The sequence below is a fragment of the Massilia consociata genome, assembly GCF_042432755.1.
Lineage (GTDB): Bacteria > Pseudomonadota > Gammaproteobacteria > Burkholderiales > Burkholderiaceae_D > Telluria > Telluria consociata.
Genome location: NZ_JBHLWP010000013.1, coordinates 183,444 through 202,724, shown reverse-complemented (window position 1 = coordinate 202,724; position 19,281 = coordinate 183,444). Strand labels below are relative to the sequence as shown.

17 protein-coding genes are annotated in these 19,281 nt (G+C 67.1%); 10 read left to right on the top strand and 7 right to left on the bottom strand.

The features are described from left to right. Positions 1-239 precede the first annotated feature (239 nt). Together imuA and ACFFJK_RS14240 are read left to right on the top strand one after the other, a co-directional pair. Complete coding sequence (gene imuA, locus ACFFJK_RS14245; RefSeq protein ID WP_379679984.1) at positions 240-974, top strand: translesion DNA synthesis-associated protein ImuA; 735 nt, start codon at positions 240-242, stop codon at positions 972-974. Then, on the top strand, positions 904-2,421 hold the full coding sequence (locus tag ACFFJK_RS14240) for a Y-family DNA polymerase (RefSeq protein WP_379679983.1): 1,518 nt from the start codon (positions 904-906) through the stop codon (positions 2,419-2,421). The genes imuA and ACFFJK_RS14240 overlap by 71 nt, the downstream gene beginning before the upstream one ends. 40 nt (positions 2,422-2,461) lie before the next feature. Here the strand turns inward: ACFFJK_RS14240 and corA are convergent, their stop codons facing one another. The 5 genes from corA to arfB form a co-directional block, all read right to left on the bottom strand. Further along, on the bottom strand, positions 2,462-3,427 hold the full coding sequence (gene corA, locus ACFFJK_RS14235) for a magnesium/cobalt transporter CorA (RefSeq protein WP_379679981.1): 966 nt from the start codon (positions 3,425-3,427) through the stop codon (positions 2,462-2,464). A gap of 29 nt (positions 3,428-3,456) precedes the next feature. Then, the gene (locus ACFFJK_RS14230) at positions 3,457-4,218 is read right to left on the bottom strand and encodes a PA4824 family protein (RefSeq protein ID WP_379679980.1); all 762 of its coding nucleotides are present in this window, start codon (positions 4,216-4,218) and stop codon (positions 3,457-3,459) included. 292 nt (positions 4,219-4,510) lie between these two features. Further along, positions 4,511-5,203 (bottom strand): exopolysaccharide biosynthesis protein, encoded by a 693-nt coding sequence (locus ACFFJK_RS14225; protein ID WP_379679979.1) that lies wholly within the window; start codon positions 5,201-5,203, stop codon positions 4,511-4,513. 90 nt (positions 5,204-5,293) lie between these two features. Further along, on the bottom strand, positions 5,294-6,025 hold the full coding sequence (locus ACFFJK_RS14220; protein WP_379679977.1) for a class I SAM-dependent methyltransferase: 732 nt from the start codon (positions 6,023-6,025) through the stop codon (positions 5,294-5,296). Between the two features lie 120 nt (positions 6,026-6,145). Further along, positions 6,146-6,541: an alternative ribosome rescue aminoacyl-tRNA hydrolase ArfB gene (gene arfB, locus ACFFJK_RS14215; RefSeq protein ID WP_379679975.1), complete on the bottom strand. Its 396-nt coding sequence runs from the start codon at positions 6,539-6,541 to the stop codon at positions 6,146-6,148. 200 nt (positions 6,542-6,741) lie between these two features. Between arfB and ACFFJK_RS14210 the strand changes: the two genes are divergently transcribed. Both ACFFJK_RS14210 and ACFFJK_RS14205 read left to right on the top strand, forming a co-directional pair. Beyond that, a complete protein-coding gene (locus ACFFJK_RS14210; RefSeq protein WP_379679974.1) occupies positions 6,742-9,126 on the top strand; it encodes a sensor domain-containing protein in 2,385 nt (794 codons plus the stop codon). A 115-nt stretch (positions 9,127-9,241) separates the two neighbouring features. Then, positions 9,242-11,572 (top strand): DOMON domain-containing protein, encoded by a 2,331-nt coding sequence (locus ACFFJK_RS14205; protein WP_379679972.1) that lies wholly within the window; start codon positions 9,242-9,244, stop codon positions 11,570-11,572. On the opposite strand, the gene ACFFJK_RS14200 is transcribed toward ACFFJK_RS14205, so the two are convergent. Continuing rightward, positions 11,550-12,677, bottom strand: coding sequence for a metallophosphoesterase (locus ACFFJK_RS14200; protein WP_379679970.1), 1,128 nt, complete (start codon positions 12,675-12,677; stop codon positions 11,550-11,552). The two genes, ACFFJK_RS14205 and ACFFJK_RS14200, sit on opposite strands and share 23 nt — an antisense overlap. Before the next feature lie 300 nt (positions 12,678-12,977). On the opposite strand from ACFFJK_RS14200, the gene ACFFJK_RS14195 reads away from it, so the two are divergent. The 6 genes from ACFFJK_RS14195 (at position 12,978) to ACFFJK_RS14170 (ending at position 18,905) form a co-directional block, all read left to right on the top strand. Then, the gene (locus tag ACFFJK_RS14195; RefSeq protein ID WP_379679968.1) at positions 12,978-13,436 is read left to right on the top strand and encodes an Hsp20 family protein; all 459 of its coding nucleotides are present in this window, start codon (positions 12,978-12,980) and stop codon (positions 13,434-13,436) included. Positions 13,437-13,676: 240 nt separating this feature from the next. Further along, on the top strand, positions 13,677-15,218 hold the full coding sequence (locus tag ACFFJK_RS14190) for a Do family serine endopeptidase (RefSeq protein ID WP_379679967.1): 1,542 nt from the start codon (positions 13,677-13,679) through the stop codon (positions 15,216-15,218). Between the two features lie 47 nt (positions 15,219-15,265). Then, positions 15,266-15,928 (top strand): response regulator, encoded by a 663-nt coding sequence (locus ACFFJK_RS14185; RefSeq protein WP_379679966.1) that lies wholly within the window; start codon positions 15,266-15,268, stop codon positions 15,926-15,928. After that, positions 15,925-17,313, top strand: coding sequence for an ATP-binding protein (locus ACFFJK_RS14180; protein ID WP_379679965.1), 1,389 nt, complete (start codon positions 15,925-15,927; stop codon positions 17,311-17,313). The genes ACFFJK_RS14185 and ACFFJK_RS14180 overlap by 4 nt, the downstream gene beginning before the upstream one ends. A gap of 201 nt (positions 17,314-17,514) precedes the next feature. Next, positions 17,515-18,642 carry a branched-chain amino acid ABC transporter substrate-binding protein gene (locus tag ACFFJK_RS14175; protein WP_379679964.1) on the top strand — a complete coding sequence of 376 codons (1,128 nt, stop codon included), beginning with the start codon at positions 17,515-17,517 and terminating at the stop codon, positions 18,640-18,642. A gap of 11 nt (positions 18,643-18,653) precedes the next feature. Beyond that, entirely contained in the window at positions 18,654-18,905 is a 252-nt protein-coding gene (locus ACFFJK_RS14170) for an MbcA/ParS/Xre antitoxin family protein (RefSeq protein ID WP_379679963.1), read from the top strand. A gap of 123 nt (positions 18,906-19,028) precedes the next feature. On the opposite strand, the gene ACFFJK_RS14165 is transcribed toward ACFFJK_RS14170, so the two are convergent. Beyond that, positions 19,029-19,271: a hypothetical protein gene (locus ACFFJK_RS14165; protein WP_379679962.1), complete on the bottom strand. Its 243-nt coding sequence runs from the start codon at positions 19,269-19,271 to the stop codon at positions 19,029-19,031. Positions 19,272-19,281 lie beyond the last annotated feature (10 nt).

Here is a 19,281-nt window from a genome sequence, read left to right as displayed (position 1 = left end):
GCGTAGGGAAGACAGGGTGATCATTGCTTGGGTAGAAATGGACAAGCCGCCATTATTTCATGTTTCCGCTTTACTTTTGCTTTCTGCCGGGCCGGCGGGAGCAGGAGGGCGCTTCGCATTGTCCCTTTTATTTTTGTCAATACCAATCGGTGGACTGGTATGTCCAAAATGAATACATCTTGCAAAATCCGGGCTCAGCGAGTACTGTACGTTTATACAGTATTTTTGCCAAAACCATCATGCACTGCTCATCCACCCCGGGCCCATCCTCCTGCATTGCGCCGGAAGCCCTGCATCCCTCGCTCTGGCGCGCATCGCAGCTGGCGCATGCCGGCACGCGCTGCATCGATACCGGTCATGCGCCGCTGACGTCCCAGCTGCCGGGCGGCGGCTGGCCGCTCGGCACGCTCGTCGAGCTGCTGCAGCAGCAGCCCGGCATCGGCGAGATGCGCCTGCTGCGCCCGGCCCTGCAAGCCTGCGCGGAACGCCGCATCGTCCTGCTGCAGCCACCCCATCCACCGCAAGCCCTGGCGCTGGCCGCGCTGGGCCTGCCGCCGTCGCGCCTGCTCTGGCTCAAGACCAGCCGCAGCGCCGACGCGCTGTGGGCGGCCGAGCAGGTGCTGCGCAGCGGCAGTTGCGGCGCGCTGCTGTTCTGGGCCAACCATGTGCGCGGCGAGAGCCTGCGCCGCCTGCACCTGGCGGCGCAAAGCGGCGAAACCCTGTTCTTCATGCTCCGCCCGCTGGCCGCGGCGCAGGACGCATCGCCCGCGCCCCTGCGCCTGGCGCTGCGGCCGGCGGCCGGCGGCATGCACATCGACTTCGTCAAACGCCGGGGACCGCAGCGCGACGCGCCGCTGTTCCTGCCCCTCGGCTTGTCCGTTACTCCTTCTCTCCTGCAACGACATGCGTTTGTGGATCGGCCTGTCACTACCCCAGCTCGCGCTCGACATCTTCAGCCCACACTGGTGCAGTGACGCGGGCAGCGTCGTCCTCGAAGGGGAACGGGTGCTGGCGATGTCGCCGGCGGCGCACGCGGCCGGCATCCGGCCCGGCATGCGGCGTGGCGGCGTGCTCATGCTCCTGCCCGAGGCGCGCCTCCACGAGCGCGATCCCCGTCGCGAAGCCGAGGCGCTGAACGCGGTGGCGCTGGCCATGCTCCAGTACACCCCGCAGGTGGCGCTGGCCGAGGAAGCGACGCTCCTGATGGACATCGGCGCCAGCCTGCGCCTGTTCGGCGGCATCCGCGCCCTGTGCGCACGGGTGCGCGCCAGCCTGCGCGCACTCGGCTTCACCGCCTCCATCAGCTGCGCGCCGACGGCGCGGGCGGCCTGGCTGCTGGCCCGCTGCGGCCGTGGCGGCAGCGGCGGCGGCAGCGGCGGCGGCAGTGGCAGCCGCGCGCTCCGGATGGTCTCGCTCGAACGCCGCCTCGACCGCCTGCCGGTGGCGCTGCTGCCGCCGGCGCGTTCCTACCTCGGCTGGTTCGAGGGCATCGGCTGCGAGCGGCTGGGAGAGTTGCGGCGCCTGCCGCGTCCCGGCCTGCAGCGGCGCTGCGGGCGCGCGCTGCTCGACATGCTCGACGCGGCCTATGGCCTGTGCCCCGAATTGTTCGAGTGGATCGCGCCGCCGGAAAGCTTCCGCGCCCGGCTGGAACTGTTCGACCGCATCGAGCAGGCCGACCTGCTGCTGGCGGGCGCCCACCACCTGGTGCTGCAACTGACCGGCTGGCTGTGTGCGCGCCAGCTGGCGGTGGAGCGCATCACGCTGCTGATGGAGCACGAGCGCGGCCGGGTGGCCATGCCGCCCACGCCGCTCGAGATCGCACTGGCCGAACCGACCTGGCGCGACGAGCACCTGGTGCGGCTGTTAAGGGAAAGGCTGGCCAAGCAGGAACTGGCCGCGCCGGTGATCGGCCTCGGCCTGGAAGCAGGGCAGGTGCGGGCGATGGCGCCGCCGAGCGAATCCTTGTTTCCCGAGCCGGGAGGCACCGAGGAAGACCGCATGCGCATGCTGGAATTGCTGGTGGCGCGCCTGGGGCCGGAAAACGTGCTGCAGGCACTGCCGCGGGCCGACTACCGGCCCGAGGTCGCCAACGAATGGGTGCCGGTGCAGCAGAAGGTGCGGGAGGCCGAGCGCGCGGCGCGCCTGCCGCCCGATGTGGCGAGCCTGCCGCGCCCGAGCTGGCTGCTGGCCAAGCCGATCGCACTCTTGATGCGCAACCACCGGCCCTTCTATGGCTCGCCGCTGACGGTCGCCTCGACCCCGGAACGCATCGAGGCCGGCTGGTGGAGCGAAACGCAGACGCGCGACTATTTCATCGCCGAAGGGCAGGACCATACGCTGTACTGGATCTACCGCGAGCGCATCGTCGGCGCCGGCGAGGATGCCGCGCCGCGCTGGTATCTGCACGGCCTGTTCGGCTAGCGGCGAAGGACCGGCCGGGCTGCCGTCCCGGTCCCGGCCGTCAGGCCAGCCAGCCGCGTCTCTTGAAATACAGTAAAGGAATGGCTGCGCTCGCCACCATGAGTGCGATCGCGAACGGATAGCCAAGGGACCATTGCAGCTCGGGCATGAGCTCGAAGTTCATCCCGTAATTGCTCGCGACTAGCGTCGGCGGCAGGAAGGCAACCGAGGCAACCGAGAAAATCTTGATGATCTTGTTCTGGTTGATGTTGATGAAACCTACCGTGGCGTCCATCAAGAAGTTGATTTTCTCGAACAGGAACGAGGTGTGGCCATCGAGGGACTCGATATCGCGCAGGATCTGCCGGGCCTCCTCGGACTGGCTTTCATTCAACAACCGGCCACGCATCAGGAAGCTCACCGCCCGGCGGGTGTCGAACATGTTGCGCCGGATGCGTCCGTTGAGGTCTTCGTCGTGCGCGATGGCGCTCAGGATGCGCGCGGCTCCCTGGTCGCTCAGATCCCTCTTCAGCACCGACTGGCTCACCTGTTCCAGGCTGCGGTAGATACCCTCCAGGACGTCTGCCGAGTATTCGATATCGGTCGCGTAGAGATCGAGCAGTACGTCCTTGAAGTCGACGATCGATCCCGGCCGCGACCGGGCCCGGAGCCGCACCAGCCGGAATACCGGAAGATCGCTGGCATGTACCGAGAACAGGATGCCTTTTGCCAGGACGAAGGCCACCGTGATGACGCGCGATGCCCCCTCGTCCTCTTCCAGCAGGAAGTCGGTCTGCAAATGGAGGTCGCCGTTTTCTGCCTCATAGTAGCGCGCCGAGGCCTCGATGTCCTTCAGCTTTTCCTCATCCGGCAGCACGACACCGTAGGCAGCCTGCACCCAGGCACGTTCCTCATCGTCGGGCGCGGTCAAGTCGAGCCATACCGGTGCGCACGCCTGCTTGTCTTTCCAGGCTCCCGGCGGCAGCTGGACCAGCCGCCCATTTTTTAGAACGAATGCATTGATCATTTCTCATCCTTCCAGAACGACCGCCATGCTTATGGCAGGATGCGGTCGGTGACGAATTTCAGTCCGATCGAAATTTGCCGTTCCCTGCCGCAATCCATGGCATGCCTGCCATAGGTACCGTCGACCTGGACGCGCTCGGGGACGATCCAATGCCGGAAACCGAGCTGGTAGGAAGGTTTCGAGCCACTCTGGCCGAACGCTTCCGTGGTCAGCCATGTCCGCTCGCCCGCGCGCAGTTCGGATCCGATGCCCCAGGTTGCGCGATGCCGGTTCTGCAGCCCCTCGCGCAGCCAACCGAGGTTGGTGTGCACCAGCAGCCGATCGTCATGGAAGGAATGGCTCAGCGGCACGAACGCATAGCGATCGGTGCTGCGCTCGCCGGAGCGGGTGAACTGTGTTCCGAACACCAGTCCGACGCCCCAGCCGTTGGTGTCCATTGCCTTGAATAGCGTCTTGCCCTGCAACACTGCCATCGAGCCGGCATCGTCCGCGCCGCTGCTGCGTCCCGCGCCCAGGGCGAGCTCGAGCTTGCCTGTGAAGTTGCAGGCAGGAACTGCCCAGAATGCGCGCGCCCGTGGACCGCGCTGGGTCCAGGTTTCGAGCTGGCATGCGCGCGGGTCGACGATGCCGGCATCGTCGGTGATCATGGGCCGGCCGGCCTGCCCCGGGATGCTCAAGCTGCTCAGCAGCACGAGCGCCGCGGCCTGCAGGCGGCGCGGCAGGGCAACGACGGGACGGATTGCCGACGCAACGGCAGGCGCAAGGCGCCTCGGTAGGACCTGATGATGCATGAGTTCTCCCCTGCGGCGCGTGTCGGCGCCGCCAGAAGTGCGCCGCAGGACGCGGCAGACTGTCACATGGGAAGCGGCGAGTACCGGGATCGGTATTCGAGAGCGCTGCCCGCCACAAGGCAAGGCAGCGGGCAAGCTGGTCGCTTACTCGATACCTCGCCGGAACGTTGTCGATGAATGTCGACTCCGAGTAGGGTCCAAAGAAATATCCTCCGTGAAACGCGCGGAGTGTATCACTCGACAATGGCCCCCGCAACGATCGATTGTTTACGCGAGGGCGGGCCTACGCTTGTCAGCCGTTCAGGCGCAGGAACAGTTCGCGCGCGGCCAGGCCGCCGCCGCCGATGAGCACCGCGAAATACAGCATGGTCAGCACATTGCTGATGTGGCCCAGCAGCACGCACACGCCGTCGCGCTGCAGCAGGCCGATGGCCAGGAACAGCAGCGCCACGGCCGGGAAGGTGTTGCTGAACGGGATCAAACCGAAAGGCATCATCAGCAGCACGGCGCCCAGGATGAGGGCTGCGTTGTTCAGGTGCTGGATCGGGCCGTTCGCCACCAGCCACTGAATGCGGTTGGGACGGCTCACGCGTTCGATCTTCTGCATCCAGCGCAGCGCCTTGCGCAGCAGCGGGCGCAGCTTCCTGGTGGCGATGACCCTGTGCTTCAGGCGGCCCGGGATCCACAGTTCGCGCCCGAACAGGCGGCTCATGCCGATAAGCAGGATGGCGGCGCCGAACACCGTGCTCACGCCCGGGATCGACACCGGGATCAGGAACACCAGCGTCAGCAGCGTCGTCAGGATCAGCAGGCCGTCGCTGCCGACCTGGTGGAGAAGTTCGCTCAGCGTGATGCCGGAGCGCGGCAGCGAGCGGACCAGGCTGCGGAGCCTGTGGGAAACGGGTTGATCGTACATCGTGTGCTTTTCGTCGTGGTTCATCGTGGTTGGTGAATCCCGGACATTGTCCTCGGCCTTGCCGGACATGACGTGCGTGCGCCCAACTGCGGCGCCCGCAACAGTATAACGAGTGCGGGGCGTCAACGACCGTTCACTGGCGTGCCCATGCTGCAGGCGCTATTTTTGCAGTACGACAATGCCTGCCTGGTGTTTCGAGAACAGTACCGTGAACAAGCCCACCAGCGTGCGCATGCCCGGCACCCGCAGCAGCTTGCCCAGCATGCCGTGCTGGTTGCGCCGGTACAGCGCGATGTACAGGTAGGAGGCATGCGGGTGAACACTGAACTTGCGGAAGCCCACTTTCCTTGCGCCGCGGATGATCTTGGCGGGATGCATGTCCCGCTCCGTAACGCCGAACTCGGCCATGATGGCCGCCGAACGCCGCTCATGCCCCAGGCCAGGCTCGGAGGTGATGACGATGCCGCCCGGCTTGAGCGCACGGTAGGCGCTGGACAGGGCGCTCACTTCGTCGACGGCATGGTGCAGGCAGTCGAAGAACACGACTATATCGAACTCTTCCTTGAATGCCAGCGACTCGTAATCGCCAACGACGAAGTCCAGGTTCCCGATCCGGTTTTCCTGCTTCAGCCGGCGGCCCGCTTCGATTGCCTCGGGCACCAGGTCCTGGCCGACGACGTCGTAGCCCCGCTTCGCGAACAGCACGCTTGTCCAGCCGGTGCCGCAACCCATGTCGAGCAGACGCCCGCCCTCCGGCATCAGGCCCATCATCGCGCCCAGTTCCATCAGGTACAAGCCGCATTGGCTGTCGGACCAGGGCTTGTGCGTCGCATGGTGCATCCCTCCTGCGCCGATGTTCTTGAAATAGTCGTATTCGCCCTGTGTGGCCATTGCATTCACATGATTTTCAAAACGCCGTATTCTACAGGGGGAATGATTATGCAATCTTTAACACGGCAATATGGAAGAAGCGGGCATCATCGCCGCCGGCTACGGGCTGCATGAGGGCGCTTATTCCCCCACCTTGCCGCGCAGCGCCTTGGTGCGGCTGCTCTTCGCCTTGCTGTCGAGCCGGCGCAGCTGCGAGCCGCGCGTCGGCCGGGTAGGGCGGCGCACCACGGGCACCGTGGCCGCCCGGTCCACCAGCTCCTGCAGGCGCCGCAGGGCGTCCACTTTGTTCTGCTCCAGGCTGCGCGAGCCCTGCGCCTTCAGGACGATGACGCCCTCGGCTGTGATGCGCGCGTCGCGCAGCGCCAGCAGGCGCTCCTTGACCGGCGCCGGCAGCGACGAAGCCGCCACGTCGAAGCGGGCGTGCACCGCGCACGACACCTTGTTGACGTTCTGCCCGCCCGGCCCCTGGGCCCGGATCGCGCTGAATTCGACTTCGTCCGGATTGACGGCCGCCATATCTCTCGTCCCTGTTTTCCGGCACCGGATGGCGCCGCCACCGCATTGTAAGCGGCCGGTAAGCGCCCTGTCAGCGCCCTGGCGCAGCAAGGGATTGTCCCGGGAAAGCGCAGCACGGTACGATTCCGATTCGCCCGCGACGGCTTGCTGCGCTATCATGTATTTACGCGTGCAAAGGCACGGCAGTCCTGGAGAAGCGTTTGAACCTCTCGCCCTTGCCCCTTGCGGTGTTCGTCGTCGATGCGGCCGGTGTCCTGAAAAGCTGGAACAAGGCATGCGAACAGCTTGCCGGCTACACTGCGGCCGATATCCGCGGCATGACGATCGACCGCATCATCGCGTTCGACGAGCCCGCCGGCGGCAAGCCGCGCATGGCGGCGCGCGTCGATGCCGAGAACGTCGGCACCGTGATCTGCGCCGACGGCAGGCGCCTGCCGGTGCGCGTGATGGTGGCGCCGCAATCCTTCGACCCCGACCAGTCCGGCACCTACAGCGTCATCGTGGTCCCGCGCGCCGGCCAGCTTCCGCCGCGCTATGCCCTGATCCAGGATCTGCCTGTGGACGACCTCATCGAGGCCTTGCCCTGCGTGTTCTACGTCATCGACCAGAGCGGCCACCTGCTGCTGTGGAACCGCCAGCTCGAAGAAGCCCTCGAGATGGACACCGAAGACTTGCCGACAACTAACGTCAAGTTCTTCTTCGACGAGAAGGACCGGGCGATGATCGTCGAAAAGATCCTGCGCGCCTTCGAAGATGGCTCTTCCCACCACGAGGCGGAGCTGGTCGGCAAGCACGGCAAACGCACCGCCTTCCTGTTCCAATGCTCGCGCACCAGCCTGGGCAACCTGCCCTGCGTCTTCGGCACCGGCCTGGACATCACGGCGCGCAAGCATGCGGAGCAGGGCCTGCTGGTGCGCGAGCGCGCCATCTATTCCAGCCTGAACGCCATCGTGATCACCCTGTGCGACGGGAACGAGCACCGGATCGAATACGTCAACCCCGCATTCGAGCAGATCACCGGTTATACGCTTGCCGACATCAAGGGACGGAACCCGCGCTTCATGGGCCTGGACGGATGCGACCTCGACGAGCGCGCCCGCATCCGCGCAGCGCTCGGGCGCAAGGAGGGCGTGCGTTCGGTGCTGCGCAACGTGCGCAAGAACGGCGAGATCTTCTGGAACGATCTGCGCATCGACCCGGTGGTCAACCTCGACGGCGAAGTCACGCACTTCGTCGGCGTCATCAGCGACATCACCGAAGCGCGCCACTACGAGCGCCGGCTGCACCACCTGGCCCACCACGACCCGCTTACCGGGCTGGCCAACCGCACGCTGCTGCAGGAGCGCCTGCACCATGCCATCGAGCACGCCACGCGCCACCAGACTGTCGGGGCGCTGGCCTTCCTCGACCTCGACAACTTCAAGCACATCAACGACAACTTCGGGCACGAGGCCGGCGACGCCGTGCTGCGCGAAATCGCCGGGCGGCTGCGCGAGAACATGCGCGAGGACGACACCGTGGCGCGGGTCGGCGGCGACGAGTTCGTGCTGCTCATCTGCGACCAGCCCGACATCGAGCGCATCGCCGACCTGCTTGAACGCATCCGCCGCAGCGTCACCCAGCCGGTCGTGGCGGCGGGACAGGAGATCGTGCCGGGCACCAGCATCGGCGTGAGCCTGTTCCCGAACGACGGCGACAACCCGGACAAGATCATGCGCGCGGCCGACTCCGCCATGTACCACGCAAAAACCATGGGCAAGAACAACTGCCAGTTTTACTCAAGCGAGCTGAACCAGATCGTGCACGAGCACCTGCTGCTCGAAGCCAGCCTCGGCCGGGCGATCCGCGAACACGAGCTGGTGCTGGGCTACCAGCCGAAGGTGGACCTGCGCACCGGCAAGGTGGTCGGCGCCGAGGCGCTGGTGCGCTGGCAGCACCCGGTGGACGGCACCATCTCGCCGGAGCGCTTCATTCCGGTGGCCGAGGAAACCGGCCTGATCGTGCCGCTGGGCGAATGGGTGATCGACGAGGCCTGCGGCGCGCTCAAGGCGATGGACGCGCTCGCCGTGGACGACTTTGTCATATCGGTCAACCTGTCGGCGCGCCAGCTGCGCCAGCGCCAGTTTGCCGACCGCCTGGCCGCCACGCTGGCGCGCCATGGCATCAACCCGGGCAAACTCGAACTCGAGGTGACCGAAAGCCAGTTGATGGACCGGCCCGAAGAAGCAATGGAAGTGCTGGCCCAGCTCAAGGCGCTCGGCGTGCGGCTGTCGATCGACGATTTCGGCACCGGCTATTCGAGCCTGAGCCACCTGCAGAAATTCCCGGTCGACTTCATCAAGATCGACCGCTCCTTCCTGCGCGATGTCCCCCACGACGGCCACCTGGTGATCACGCGCGCGATCATCGCGCTCGGGCACAACCTCAAGCTGAAGGTGATCGCCGAAGGCGTCGAGACGCGCGAGCAACTGACCTTCCTGCGCGACCACGATTGCGACCAGATGCAGGGCTATTACTTCAGCCCGGCGCTGTCGCAACAGACCTTGCAGGAAATGGTCAGCAGGGACGCGCGCCTGCCCGACTGAAAACACGGTGCGGCTGCGCCTCTTTCCCTGCCTCTGCCATTCGGCAGAGACCCGTAAGCTTGCCAGAAACACATGCTACACTCCCGGCCCCGCTGACCGAGCAAGGCATTCACGCGTGCCACGATCCCTGTCCCGCCTCCCTTCGTTCCTGCTGTCGTCCTGCGTGCTGCCCGGGGCCTTGCTTGCCACCGGCGCCCTCGCGGCCGACGAGGGACGCCGCGGCCTGCATGCGTTCCGCATCACCGGCGCGTCCGCGCCGGTGATCGACGGCCGGCTCGATGACGCTGCCTGGCAGCGTGCGCCGGTCTTCGACGCCTTCCACAAGCATGCGCCGCGCGACGGCAAACCGCCGGGTGCAGGGGTGCGCACGGCGGTGCAGCTGCTGGTCGACGACGATGCGCTGGTGTTCGGCATCCGTGCCTGGGACGACCGGTCGGAGCGGATGCGCGGCGTGCTGGCGCGGCGCGACAAGGTCGGCCTGGACCAGGACTTCATCGGCATCTGGATCGACCCGGTGGGCCATGGCCGCGCCGCCCAGTTCGTGCGCGTGAACCTGGCCGGCGTGCTCACCGACGGCCTGCACCGGGCCGATGGCGACGAATCCGACCTGGGGCCCGATTTCCCGATCGAGGCCGCCGTCGCCCGCCTGCCGGACGGCTACAGCATGGAAGTGCGCTGGCCGCTGTCGAGCCTGCGCTTTCCCTACACCGGCGGCAAGGACTGGCGCGTGCTGGTCGAACGCAGCATTCCCCATGCCGACGGCGCCCTGCTGGTGAGCGCGCCCTTGCGCACCGATGCCCTGAGCCACCTGGCCTTCCTGCGGGACGTGGCCGGCATGGACGACACCGTCGTCGCGGTGCGCGACTGCCGCTTCGTCGAGCTGCGGCCGGAACTGACCGTGCGCAGCGAGCGCAGCGCCGCCGACGGCGTGGGCAGCCGCGGGCGGCGCGCCGAACTCGGGCTCGAGGTCAATGCGCGCCCGCGCGCCGACTGGGTGCTCAACGCCACGCTCAACCCGGATTATTCGCAGGTCGAGTTGGACCAGCCGGTGTCCCAGGGCGCCGGCAACATCGCCCTGAGCCTGCCCGAGAAGCGCGGCTTCTTCCTGGAGAGCGCCGACGTGCTCGGCCTGCCGCTGCCGGCTTTCTATTCGCGCACGGTGGGCGACCCGGACTGGGGGCTGCGCGCCACTTGGCGTTCGGCCGGCGCGGACGCCACCGCGATGCACCTGCGCGACGCCGAAGGCGGACTGGTGCTGCGCGGCCGTCCCTACGAGACCTTCGAAGCCGTGCAGCCGCGCGCCACCACGGCCAGCCTGGTGCGCATGCGCTGGCACGGCGACGGGCTGCTGCTGGGCGCTTTTGCTTCGCAGCGCGCGGTCGAAGGCGGGGGCGCCAACGACGTGGTCGGCGTAGACGCGCAATGGCGCAGCGGCGGCGGTGACACCGGAGGCGACCATGCCCAGCGCCAGGCCGGCATCACCGTGATGCATTCGCGCACCACGGCCGGTTTCGACGAGGCGATGCAGCCGGTGCGCGGCGCGCGCCGCTCGGGCGCCTACCTGCATGGCAAGTATGTTCACAGCACCGAAGCGTGGTGGAACGAATTCTCTCTGGAGGCGATCGGGCCGGGCTTCGTCAACGACAACGGCTTCGTGCCGCAGGCCGGCATCGCCAGGGCGACTGCGGAGGTCAACCGCATGCTGGGGCAGCGCCGGGTGGCGGGACTGGAACTGTACGAGTTCGAGGCGCATGTGGGCTTGCAGGAGACGCGCACATTATCCGGGCACGGCGCCGGGCACGACGCCGGACAGCCCGGCGGAGAAGTCGTGGAACGCAAGGTCCGCCCCGGTTTCTGGCTATCGGCCCCGGGCCAGACCGAGTTCTGGACCCAGCTCGGGTTCGACCGCCAGCGCGGGCGGCGCGGCGGCCGGCTGCACCGCACGCCGGCGCTGCATGTCGGCGGTGCCACGGTGCCGGCGCCGTGGGTGTCGAGGATCGCGTTCGAAGCGACGCTGGGACGCCAGCTCGACGTCGATGCCGACCGCGTGGGACCGGGCGGGAACGTGACGCTCGACGTCGGCCTGCGCTTCGCGCTGGCGCGCGGCTGGGCGCTGGAACTCGACCACCACCTCAACCGCGCCTGGGTGCAGGGCACGCTCGGCCATCCGGCCTTCGCCGATACGGCCTGGCGCTGGCTGGCCAACCTGCACCTGAGCCCGCGCGACTCGGTGCGCCTGCTGGCCCAGAACACCTGGGCCGCGCGCCGCGACGACGGCGTCTCGCAGCTGGAAGCGTGGAACGAGCGCGAGGTGCACCGCTCGCTGCTGGTCCGCCACCTGTGGCGGCACGGACGCGCGGTGTCGGCCGGCTATGTGGACGAGAAGCGGCCGCTGGCAAGGGAGCGCAGCAAGTCGCTGACGCTCAAGCTGCAGTGGGAGATCTGAGCGTCAGCTTGATGATCTCGCCCGGTTGCCACAGGCGCATGCGCGGGCCCCAGCTGCCGGCGCCGCGCGTCACGTACAGCGTCATGCCGTCCACGTCGTAGGCGCCGGCATACTTCGCGAAGCGCTTCTGCACCGCATAGCTGAACGGCCAGATCTGGCCGCCGTGCGTGTGCCCGGACAGCATCAGGTCCACGCCGCGCGCGCTGGCTTCCTCGATGATGGCGGCGGCCGGGATGTGCGACATCAGGATCGTTGCCGCTTTGGTTTCCGTTGCGGTGGCGGCTGGAATGGTGCGCGCCAGGCCGCCCGTGATGTCGCCGTCGCGGCGCATGGCCGCGCCGATGTCCTCGATCCCGGCCAGCACCAGCCCCGGCGCCAGTTCCACCTGGCGGTCGCGCAGCCAGCGCACGCCGCCTTCCTCGAACTGCGCCACCGTGGTCTCGGCATCGCCGTAGAACTCGTGGTTCCCGGTCACGGCCCACACGCCGAGCGGCGCGCGCAGGCCGCGCAGCGTCGGCGCCAGCTGCGGCTCGCCGATCGGGTTGTCCTCGACCTGGTCGCCCAGCAGCAGCACCGCGGCCGGATTGATGGCGTTGATCTGCTCGACGCGCCGCGCCAGCCATTCCGAACGGCGCTGGGCGCCCAGGTGGATGTCACTGATGGCCACGATCACGGTGCCGTCCAGCGCCTGCGGCAGGTCCCGCATGACGACTTCCTGTTCGACGATGACGGGCGCGCGCATGCCCTGGAACAGGGCGAAGGCGGCCAGCGAAATGCCCGCCAGCGCACCGGCGCCGCGGATCTTCTGCGTATGCGCGCGCCACCAGAAACCGAAGCCGCTCGCGATGTCCGCCACCAGCAGGCACAGCGACATCACGAAGGTGATGCCGAGCCAGGTCAGCGCGAACTGCCCGGGCCACCAGCGCCAGTCGAGCGCCTGGTCGCCGATGTGCACGCCGGCGATGTACAGCAGCCAGACGAGCAGGGCGCCGATCCACCAGGCGGGCGCCGGGATGCGTTTGCGGACCGGGGCAAGGGAATACAGCCGTGCGGCGACGTACAGGTGGAACAGCGAACCGATGATGTTCAGGACGATGGAAAACATGGTGGCTGGGTATGGTGGCGAAGGCCGTTACCTTAGCGCAAATTGAGCCGCCTTGCGCGCCTGCGGTGCGGTCGACGCGCAAGGCCGCCACCGGTGGTACTGCCGCGTTCCGCGTGCTCGCAGAGCGGGCGACGGCCAAACATGCCGTACAACATGAATCCAAATAAAATTTGCAAAATGTGCCAAAATTTCATATTTTGTATGTCTTGAAAGTGCGTTGGCATGGCACTAGATTGGAGTCACCGGATGCTCACGATGAGGTCCGGCAACATATCGCTTAACTTAAAAAGGATATCTACCATGCGTACTTTCGACCTGACTCCCCTGTACCGTTCCGCCATCGGCTTCGATCGCCTGGCCAGCCTGCTCGAGCAGCGCAGCGAGCCGAGCTACCCGCCGTATAACATCGAACTGGTGAGCGAAGACAAATACCGCATCGTCATGGCCCTGGCCGGCTTCACCCGCGATGAAGTGGAAATCGTCGCCGAACGCGACACCCTGCACGTCACCGGCCGCAAGCAGAAGGATGAGGTCCAGCGCACCTACCTGCATCGTGGCATTGCTGCCCGTGACTTCGAGCAGCGCTTCCAGCTGGCGAACCACGTGAAGGTCACCACCGCTTCCTTCGACAACGGCATGCTCACCATCGAACTGGTGCGCGAAGTGCCGGAAGCACTGAAGCCGCGCAAGATCGCCATCGCCGACGCCACCGGCAATACCGGCAACGTCCAGGCGCTGGAACAGCGCGAAGCTGCCTGATCTGGAAGTAGGCGCTTGAGGTACGGAGAAGTAGCTTGAAAGAGGGCGCCCATGTGGCGCCCTTTTTGGCGAATGGGGCTGTGTTTTCCGTAGGGCGGTCACGATCATCTGAACGCGACATTAAGGATGACGTAAGGAACGAAGTTGCCAGCTTAAGCATGTTCTAAGCCAGCTTTGGGAAACTACACCCATCGATAAGACACCATCATCGAACAACTATTTTTCATCAGGAGCACATACATGCGTAACGAAGGTGCCGTCACTGCCATCACTGCCAAACGCCTCACGCTGGCCCTGGGTGCCGCGGGCGTCATCGGCGGAGCGGTCGGTGCGCTTGCCGTCAACCACAATAATGTCGCAGCCGAGACCGCGCCGGCTGCCGTCGCCGCCCCGGCGCCCGTCGCCGCACCGGCACCTGCCGCGGCAGCCCCGGCTCCGACGCCGGCGGGCACGGTCACCCTTCCTGATTTCACCCGCATCGCCTCCACCAACGGCAAGGCGGTGGTGAACATTCGTGTCATGGGCACTACCAAGACCGCCAACCGCGGCGGCGGCGTGCCGCAGCTGTCCCCCAACCATCCGCTGTACGAGTTTTTCCGGCAGTTCCAGGACCCCCGCTATGGCGGCGGTCGCGGCACGCCGGCTCCCGTTTTCGGCGCCGGATCGGGCTTCATCGTAAGCCCGGACGGCGTCATCCTGACCAACGCCCACGTCGTGCAAGGCGCCGACGAAGTGACCGTCAAGCTGCAGGACCGCCGCGAATTCCGCGCCAAGGTCCTGGGCTCCGACCCGCGCACCGACGTGGCCGTGCTGAAGATCGACGCCAAGAACCTGCCGGTGGTGCCGATGGGTAAATCGCGTAACCTCGCGGCGGGCGAGTGGGTCCTGGCCATCGGTTCGCCGTACGGCCTGGAAAACACCGTCACCGCCGGCGTGGTGAGCGCCACTGGCCGCTCGCTGTCGGACAGCATGGTGCCGTTCATCCAGACCGACGTGGCGGTCAACCCGGGCAACTCGGGCGGCCCGCTGTTCAACACCCGCGGCGAAGTGGTGGGCATCAACTCGCAGATCTACAGCCAGACCGGCGGCTTCCAGGGCCTGTCGTTCGCGATCCCGATCGATGTCGCGGTCAAGATCAAGGACCAGATCGTCGCCACCGGCAAGGTGCAGCACGCCAAGCTCGGCGTGAGCGTGCAGGAAGTCGGCCAAGCCTTTGCCGATTCGTTCCGCCTCGAGTCGCCGGAAGGCGCCCTGGTCTCGACCGTCGAGCGCGGCGGTCCGGCCGAGCGCGCCGGCCTGAAGTCGGGCGACGTGATCCGCCGCGTCAACGGCCAGGCGATCGTGTCCTCGGGCGACCTGCCGAGCCTCATTGCCCTGTCCAAGCCGGGCGAGCGCGTGGCGCTGGACGTCTGGCGCGACGGCAAGCTGGTGCGCGTGGACGCCGTACTCGGCGACGCCAGCGAAAAGGCCAAGCGCTCGCCGCAGGAAGAGCTGGCGGCGAACCCGGGCGACAGCAGCGCCAAGCTCGGCTTGGCCCTGCGTCCGCTGGAGCCGATCGAGCGCCGCCAGAGCGGTATCCCCGCGGGCCTGGTCATCGAATATGCGCAGGGCGCGGCGGCAATTGCCGGCGTCGAGCCGGGCGACGTGCTCATCTCGGTCAACGGCCGTGCGGTCAACTCGGTCGAGCAGGTGCGCGACGTGGTGGGCAAAGCCTCCAAGTCGGTGGCCTTGCTGATCCAGCGCGGGAGTGACAGAATCTTTATTCCAGTGCGGATTGGTTAAGGAAGCGTAGCGTCCTCGGCCCGCTGGTTTCACGAAACGGGGAATTCATGCGGCTATTGCTGGTGGAAGACGATACGATGATCGGCGAAGTAGTGCTCGACCTGCTGCGGGCCGAGCACTACGCCGTCGACTGGGTCAAGGACGGCGAAATGGCCGACACGGCCTTGATGCAGAACCAGAACTACGACCTGGTGCTGCTCGACCTGGGGCTGCCCCGCAAGGACGGCCTCGACGTGCTGCGCTCGATGCGCGCACGCAAGGACCGCACGCCGGTCCTGGTCGCCACCGCGCGCGACTCGGTCGCGCAGCGCATCGCCGGGCTCGATGCCGGCGCCGACGACTACGTTCTCAAACCCTACGACCTCGACGAAATGCTGGCGCGCATCCGCGCGCTGCTGCGGCGCGCCGCCGGGCGCGCCGAACCGGTCTTCGAATACAAGAACATCTCGGTCAATCCCGCCACCCGCGAAGTGCTGGTCGATGGCGCGCAGGTCGCGCTGTCGGCGCGCGAATGGGCGGTGCTGGAAGCGCTCGTGGCCCGGCCCGGCGCCGTGCTCTCGCGCGCCCAGCTCGAGGAAAAGCTGTACAGCTGGCGCGACGAAGTTTCCAGCAACGCGGTCGAGGTGTACATCCACGGCCTGCGCAAGAAGCTGGGCAGCGACCTGATCCAGAACGTGCGCGGCGTCGGCTACATGGTGCCCAAGGCATGAAGCTCAAGCGCACGGTGACCCACTCGCTGCGCGGGCGCCTGCTGTGGTACCTGCTGGCGGCGATCACGATCGCCGCGCTCGCCCAGGCCTCGATCGCCTACCGCACGGCGCTGCACGACGCCGACCAGATCTTCGACTACCACATGCAGCAGATGGCGCTGTCGCTGCGCTCGGGCACGCCGTTGTCCAACATGGAGGCGCGCGAGCGGCTCGAGGCCCATGCCGAAGGCGGAAGCGGGACCGGCAGCGACGACATGGTGGTACAGATGTGGTCCCCCGACGGCGTGCAGGTGTTCCACAGCGTCTCGCGCGCCAAGCTGCCGCAGCGCGCGGTGCTGGGTTTTTCCAACGTCAAGGCCAACAACACGGTCTACCGCGTGTTCTCGATCCAGACCGCGAACCAGACCGTGCAGGTGGCGCAGGACCTGGCCGTGCGCCGCAACATGGCCGGCAACCTGGCCCTGCGCACGCTGGGCCCGATCGCGGTCATGATGCCGATCCTGATGCTGGTGGTGTGGTGGGTCGTCAGCGGCTCGCTCGACCCGGTAGCGCGGGTGCGCTCGCAGGTGGCTTCGCGCCAGGCGGACGACCTGTCGCCGGTATCCGAGGCCGGCCTGCCGGACGAGGTGCGCCCGCTGGTGCATGAACTGAACCTGCTGTTCGACCGCGTGCAGACCGCTTTTGACGCCCAGCAGAACTTCGTGGCCGACGCCGCGCACGAGCTGCGCACGCCGCTGGCCGCGCTGCGGCTGCAGGTGCAGAGCCTGGACCGCGCCGACTCGCCCGAGGCGCGCAAGGTGGCGGTGTCGCGCCTGACCGCCGGCATCGACCGCGCCACGCGCCTGGTCGAGCAATTGCTAGTGCTGGCGCGCCAGGAAGCCACGGCCGCCACCGGCGCCGCCTGCCGTCCCGTGGACCTGGCCGAACTGGCGCGCCGCACCGTGGCCGACCTGGCCGGCGTGGCGGCCGCCAAGGGCGTGGACGTGGGCGTGCACCAGGCCGAGCCGGCCACGGTGGAAGGGCAGCCGGACGCGCTGCACATCCTGCTGCGCAACCTGGTGGACAACGCGATCAAGTACACCCCGAGCGGCGGCACCGCCGACATCTCGGTGCGGACCGAAACTGCCCCCGAAGCTGGCAAGGACGCGGGCAGGGAAGCGCAGAGGATCGTCGTCACCGTCGAGGACAGCGGCCCTGGCATCCCGCCGGAAGAACGCGAGCGCGTGTTCGACCGTTTCTACCGCGTGGCCGGCAGCGAGGCCGCCGGCAGCGGGCTGGGGCTGGCGATCATCAAGGCCATCGCCGAACGCCACGGCGCCACGCTCACGCTCGGCCAGTCCGAGCGCCTGGGCGGCCTGGCGGCCACGGTCGTCTTCAAGGCCTAGTTGCGGTCAACGAGGTTCAGCAGCCCAGCGTCTTGTAGCGCTTGCGCAGGATGAACAGGTCCTGCTGGACCGACTCCATTACCCCCTTCGCGCGCCGTTCCGCCTGTTCGGATGCCAGGATGGCGTCCCGGCGCGATCGTCCGGGCGACGGTAGAATGCATCCTTTGGGCCTTTGGCCCTGACCGGAATGACGAGGAATCGATGAAGAAGCAAGCAGTCCTGCTGGCTGCGCTGTCGGCAGCCAGCGTGGCGTCGGCGCAGGAAGTGGTAAAGATCGGCCATGCGGCCGCGGTGACGGGCCCGGTGGCCTATTTTGGCAAGGACACCGAGAACGGCGCCCGCATGGCAATCGAGGCGCTCAACGCGAAGGGGGTGAGCATCGGCGGGAAAAAAGTGAACTTCCAGCTGATGGCCGAGGATGACGCCGGCGACCCGAAGCAAGCCACCAACGTGGCGCAGAAGCTGGTGGACGCGAAGATCCACGGCATGGTCGGCCACGAGACCTCGGGCACCACGATTCCCGCTTCAAAGATCTACCATACGGCCGGCATCCCGCAGATTTCGCCCTCGTCCACCTCGCCGAAGTACACGCAGCAGGGATTCAACACCACCTTCCGCGTGGTGGCCAACGACGTCCAGCTGGGCCAGGCGCTGGGCCGCTACGCGGTGGGCGAGATGAAGGCGCGCCGCGTCGCCGTGGTCGACGACCGCACGGCCTACGGCCAGGGCCTGGTCACGGAATTCGCGCGCAGCCTGCAGCAGCAGGGCGGCACCGTGGTGGCGAAGGAATTCACGCACGACAAGGCGACCGACTTCAGCGCCATCATCACGCGCATCCGCGCGACCAAGCCGGACCTGGTCTTCTTCGGCGGCATGAGCGCGACCGCCGGCCCGATGCTGCGCCAGATGAAGCAGCTCGGCATGAACGTGCGCATGATGGGCGGCGACGGCATCTGCTCGGACGAGATCCACAAGCTCTCGGGCGGCACCATGCAGGACGGCCAGGTGGTGTGCGCGGAAGCGGGTGGCGTGCAGGGCGAAGCCAGGGCCGGCATGGACAAGTTCCGCGCCGATTATAAAAAGCGCTTCGGCATCGATGTGCAGATCAACGCGCCGTACGCCTATGACGCCGTGATGACGATGGCCGACGCAATGGTGAAGGCCGGCTCCGCGCAGCCGGCAAAGTACCTGCCGGTGCTGGCAAAAACCCAGTACAGGGGCGTGACCGGCCCGATCGCGTTCGACGCGCGCGGCGACATTCGCGACGGCACCATCACGCTATATTCGTTCAAGGGCGGCAAGCGTTCGCTCCTGAGCGTCACCAAGTAAAGGAAGACCACATGGCCGGCGACGAAAAACTCAGTCCGGACGCGTTTGCCGCCCTGCAGGCCCGCGTCAAGCAGCAGTCCCTCAAGGCGCAGGCCTACTACACGGTCATGCACGAGGTGCGCCGTGTGCTGGGGAGCGACGACGCCGCGAGCGCGTGGATGGAACAGCCGCAGCCTGCGCTTGGCGGCAAGTCCGCTGCGCAGGCCGTGGGCGAGGGGCGCACGGACGAGGTGCTGGCCCATGTGCGCTCGCTGAAGGGCTGAGCGCGGCCGGCCGCGCCGGCCTGCTACAGGATGCCGAAGACGAGCAGCAGCACCAGCGTCAGCACGACCGAGACGAGGATCGATCCCAGGCAACCGAGTTTGTTCGAGAAGAATACGAACATGTCAGTCGCCCGGTCCTTCGCCAGGCATGGTGTCGGCCATCAGCCGTAGCTCTTCCGGCGTCAGCTCCTCCGGTTTCTTGTTCGCCAGGCCATCCACGTCGGTGGCCCCGCCATTGCCGGGCTGCGCCTGCTGTTCGGACTGTCCTTGCGGCTGCCCCTGCTGCTGTTGCTGCTGTTGCTGTTGCTGTTGCGGCTGACCGGAGGCCTGTGCGTCCTGGTCCTGTGCGCGCTGCTCGTTGCTCATGATCTGCTCC

Excerpts from the sequence above, each read along its gene's own strand:
- ACFFJK_RS14200 (WP_379679970.1), bottom strand. The coding sequence starts at position 12,677 with ATGTTTTCCATCGTCCTGAACATCATCGGTTCGCTGTTCCACCTGTAC.
- ACFFJK_RS14230 (WP_379679980.1), bottom strand. The coding sequence starts at position 4,218 with ATGCATCATCAGGTCCTACCGAGGCGCCTTGCGCCTGCCGTTGCGTCG.
- imuA (WP_379679984.1), top strand. The coding sequence starts at position 240 with ATGCACTGCTCATCCACCCCGGGCCCATCCTCCTGCATTGCGCCGGAA.
- ACFFJK_RS14180 (WP_379679965.1), top strand. The coding sequence starts at position 15,925 with ATGAAGCTCAAGCGCACGGTGACCCACTCGCTGCGCGGGCGCCTGCTG.
- arfB (WP_379679975.1), bottom strand. The coding sequence starts at position 6,541 with ATGGCGGCCGTCAATCCGGACGAAGTCGAATTCAGCGCGATCCGGGCC.
- ACFFJK_RS14220 (WP_379679977.1), bottom strand. The coding sequence starts at position 6,025 with ATGGCCACACAGGGCGAATACGACTATTTCAAGAACATCGGCGCAGGA.
- ACFFJK_RS14190 (WP_379679967.1), top strand. The coding sequence starts at position 13,677 with ATGCGTAACGAAGGTGCCGTCACTGCCATCACTGCCAAACGCCTCACG.
- ACFFJK_RS14175 (WP_379679964.1), top strand. The coding sequence starts at position 17,515 with ATGAAGAAGCAAGCAGTCCTGCTGGCTGCGCTGTCGGCAGCCAGCGTG.
- ACFFJK_RS14185 (WP_379679966.1), top strand. The coding sequence starts at position 15,266 with ATGCGGCTATTGCTGGTGGAAGACGATACGATGATCGGCGAAGTAGTG.
- corA (WP_379679981.1), bottom strand. The coding sequence starts at position 3,427 with ATGATCAATGCATTCGTTCTAAAAAATGGGCGGCTGGTCCAGCTGCCG.
- ACFFJK_RS14170 (WP_379679963.1), top strand. The coding sequence starts at position 18,654 with ATGGCCGGCGACGAAAAACTCAGTCCGGACGCGTTTGCCGCCCTGCAG.
- ACFFJK_RS14195 (WP_379679968.1), top strand. The coding sequence starts at position 12,978 with ATGCGTACTTTCGACCTGACTCCCCTGTACCGTTCCGCCATCGGCTTC.
- ACFFJK_RS14225 (WP_379679979.1), bottom strand. The coding sequence starts at position 5,203 with ATGTCCGGCAAGGCCGAGGACAATGTCCGGGATTCACCAACCACGATG.
- ACFFJK_RS14165 (WP_379679962.1), bottom strand. The coding sequence starts at position 19,271 with ATGAGCAACGAGCAGCGCGCACAGGACCAGGACGCACAGGCCTCCGGT.
- ACFFJK_RS14240 (WP_379679983.1), top strand. The coding sequence starts at position 904 with ATGCGTTTGTGGATCGGCCTGTCACTACCCCAGCTCGCGCTCGACATC.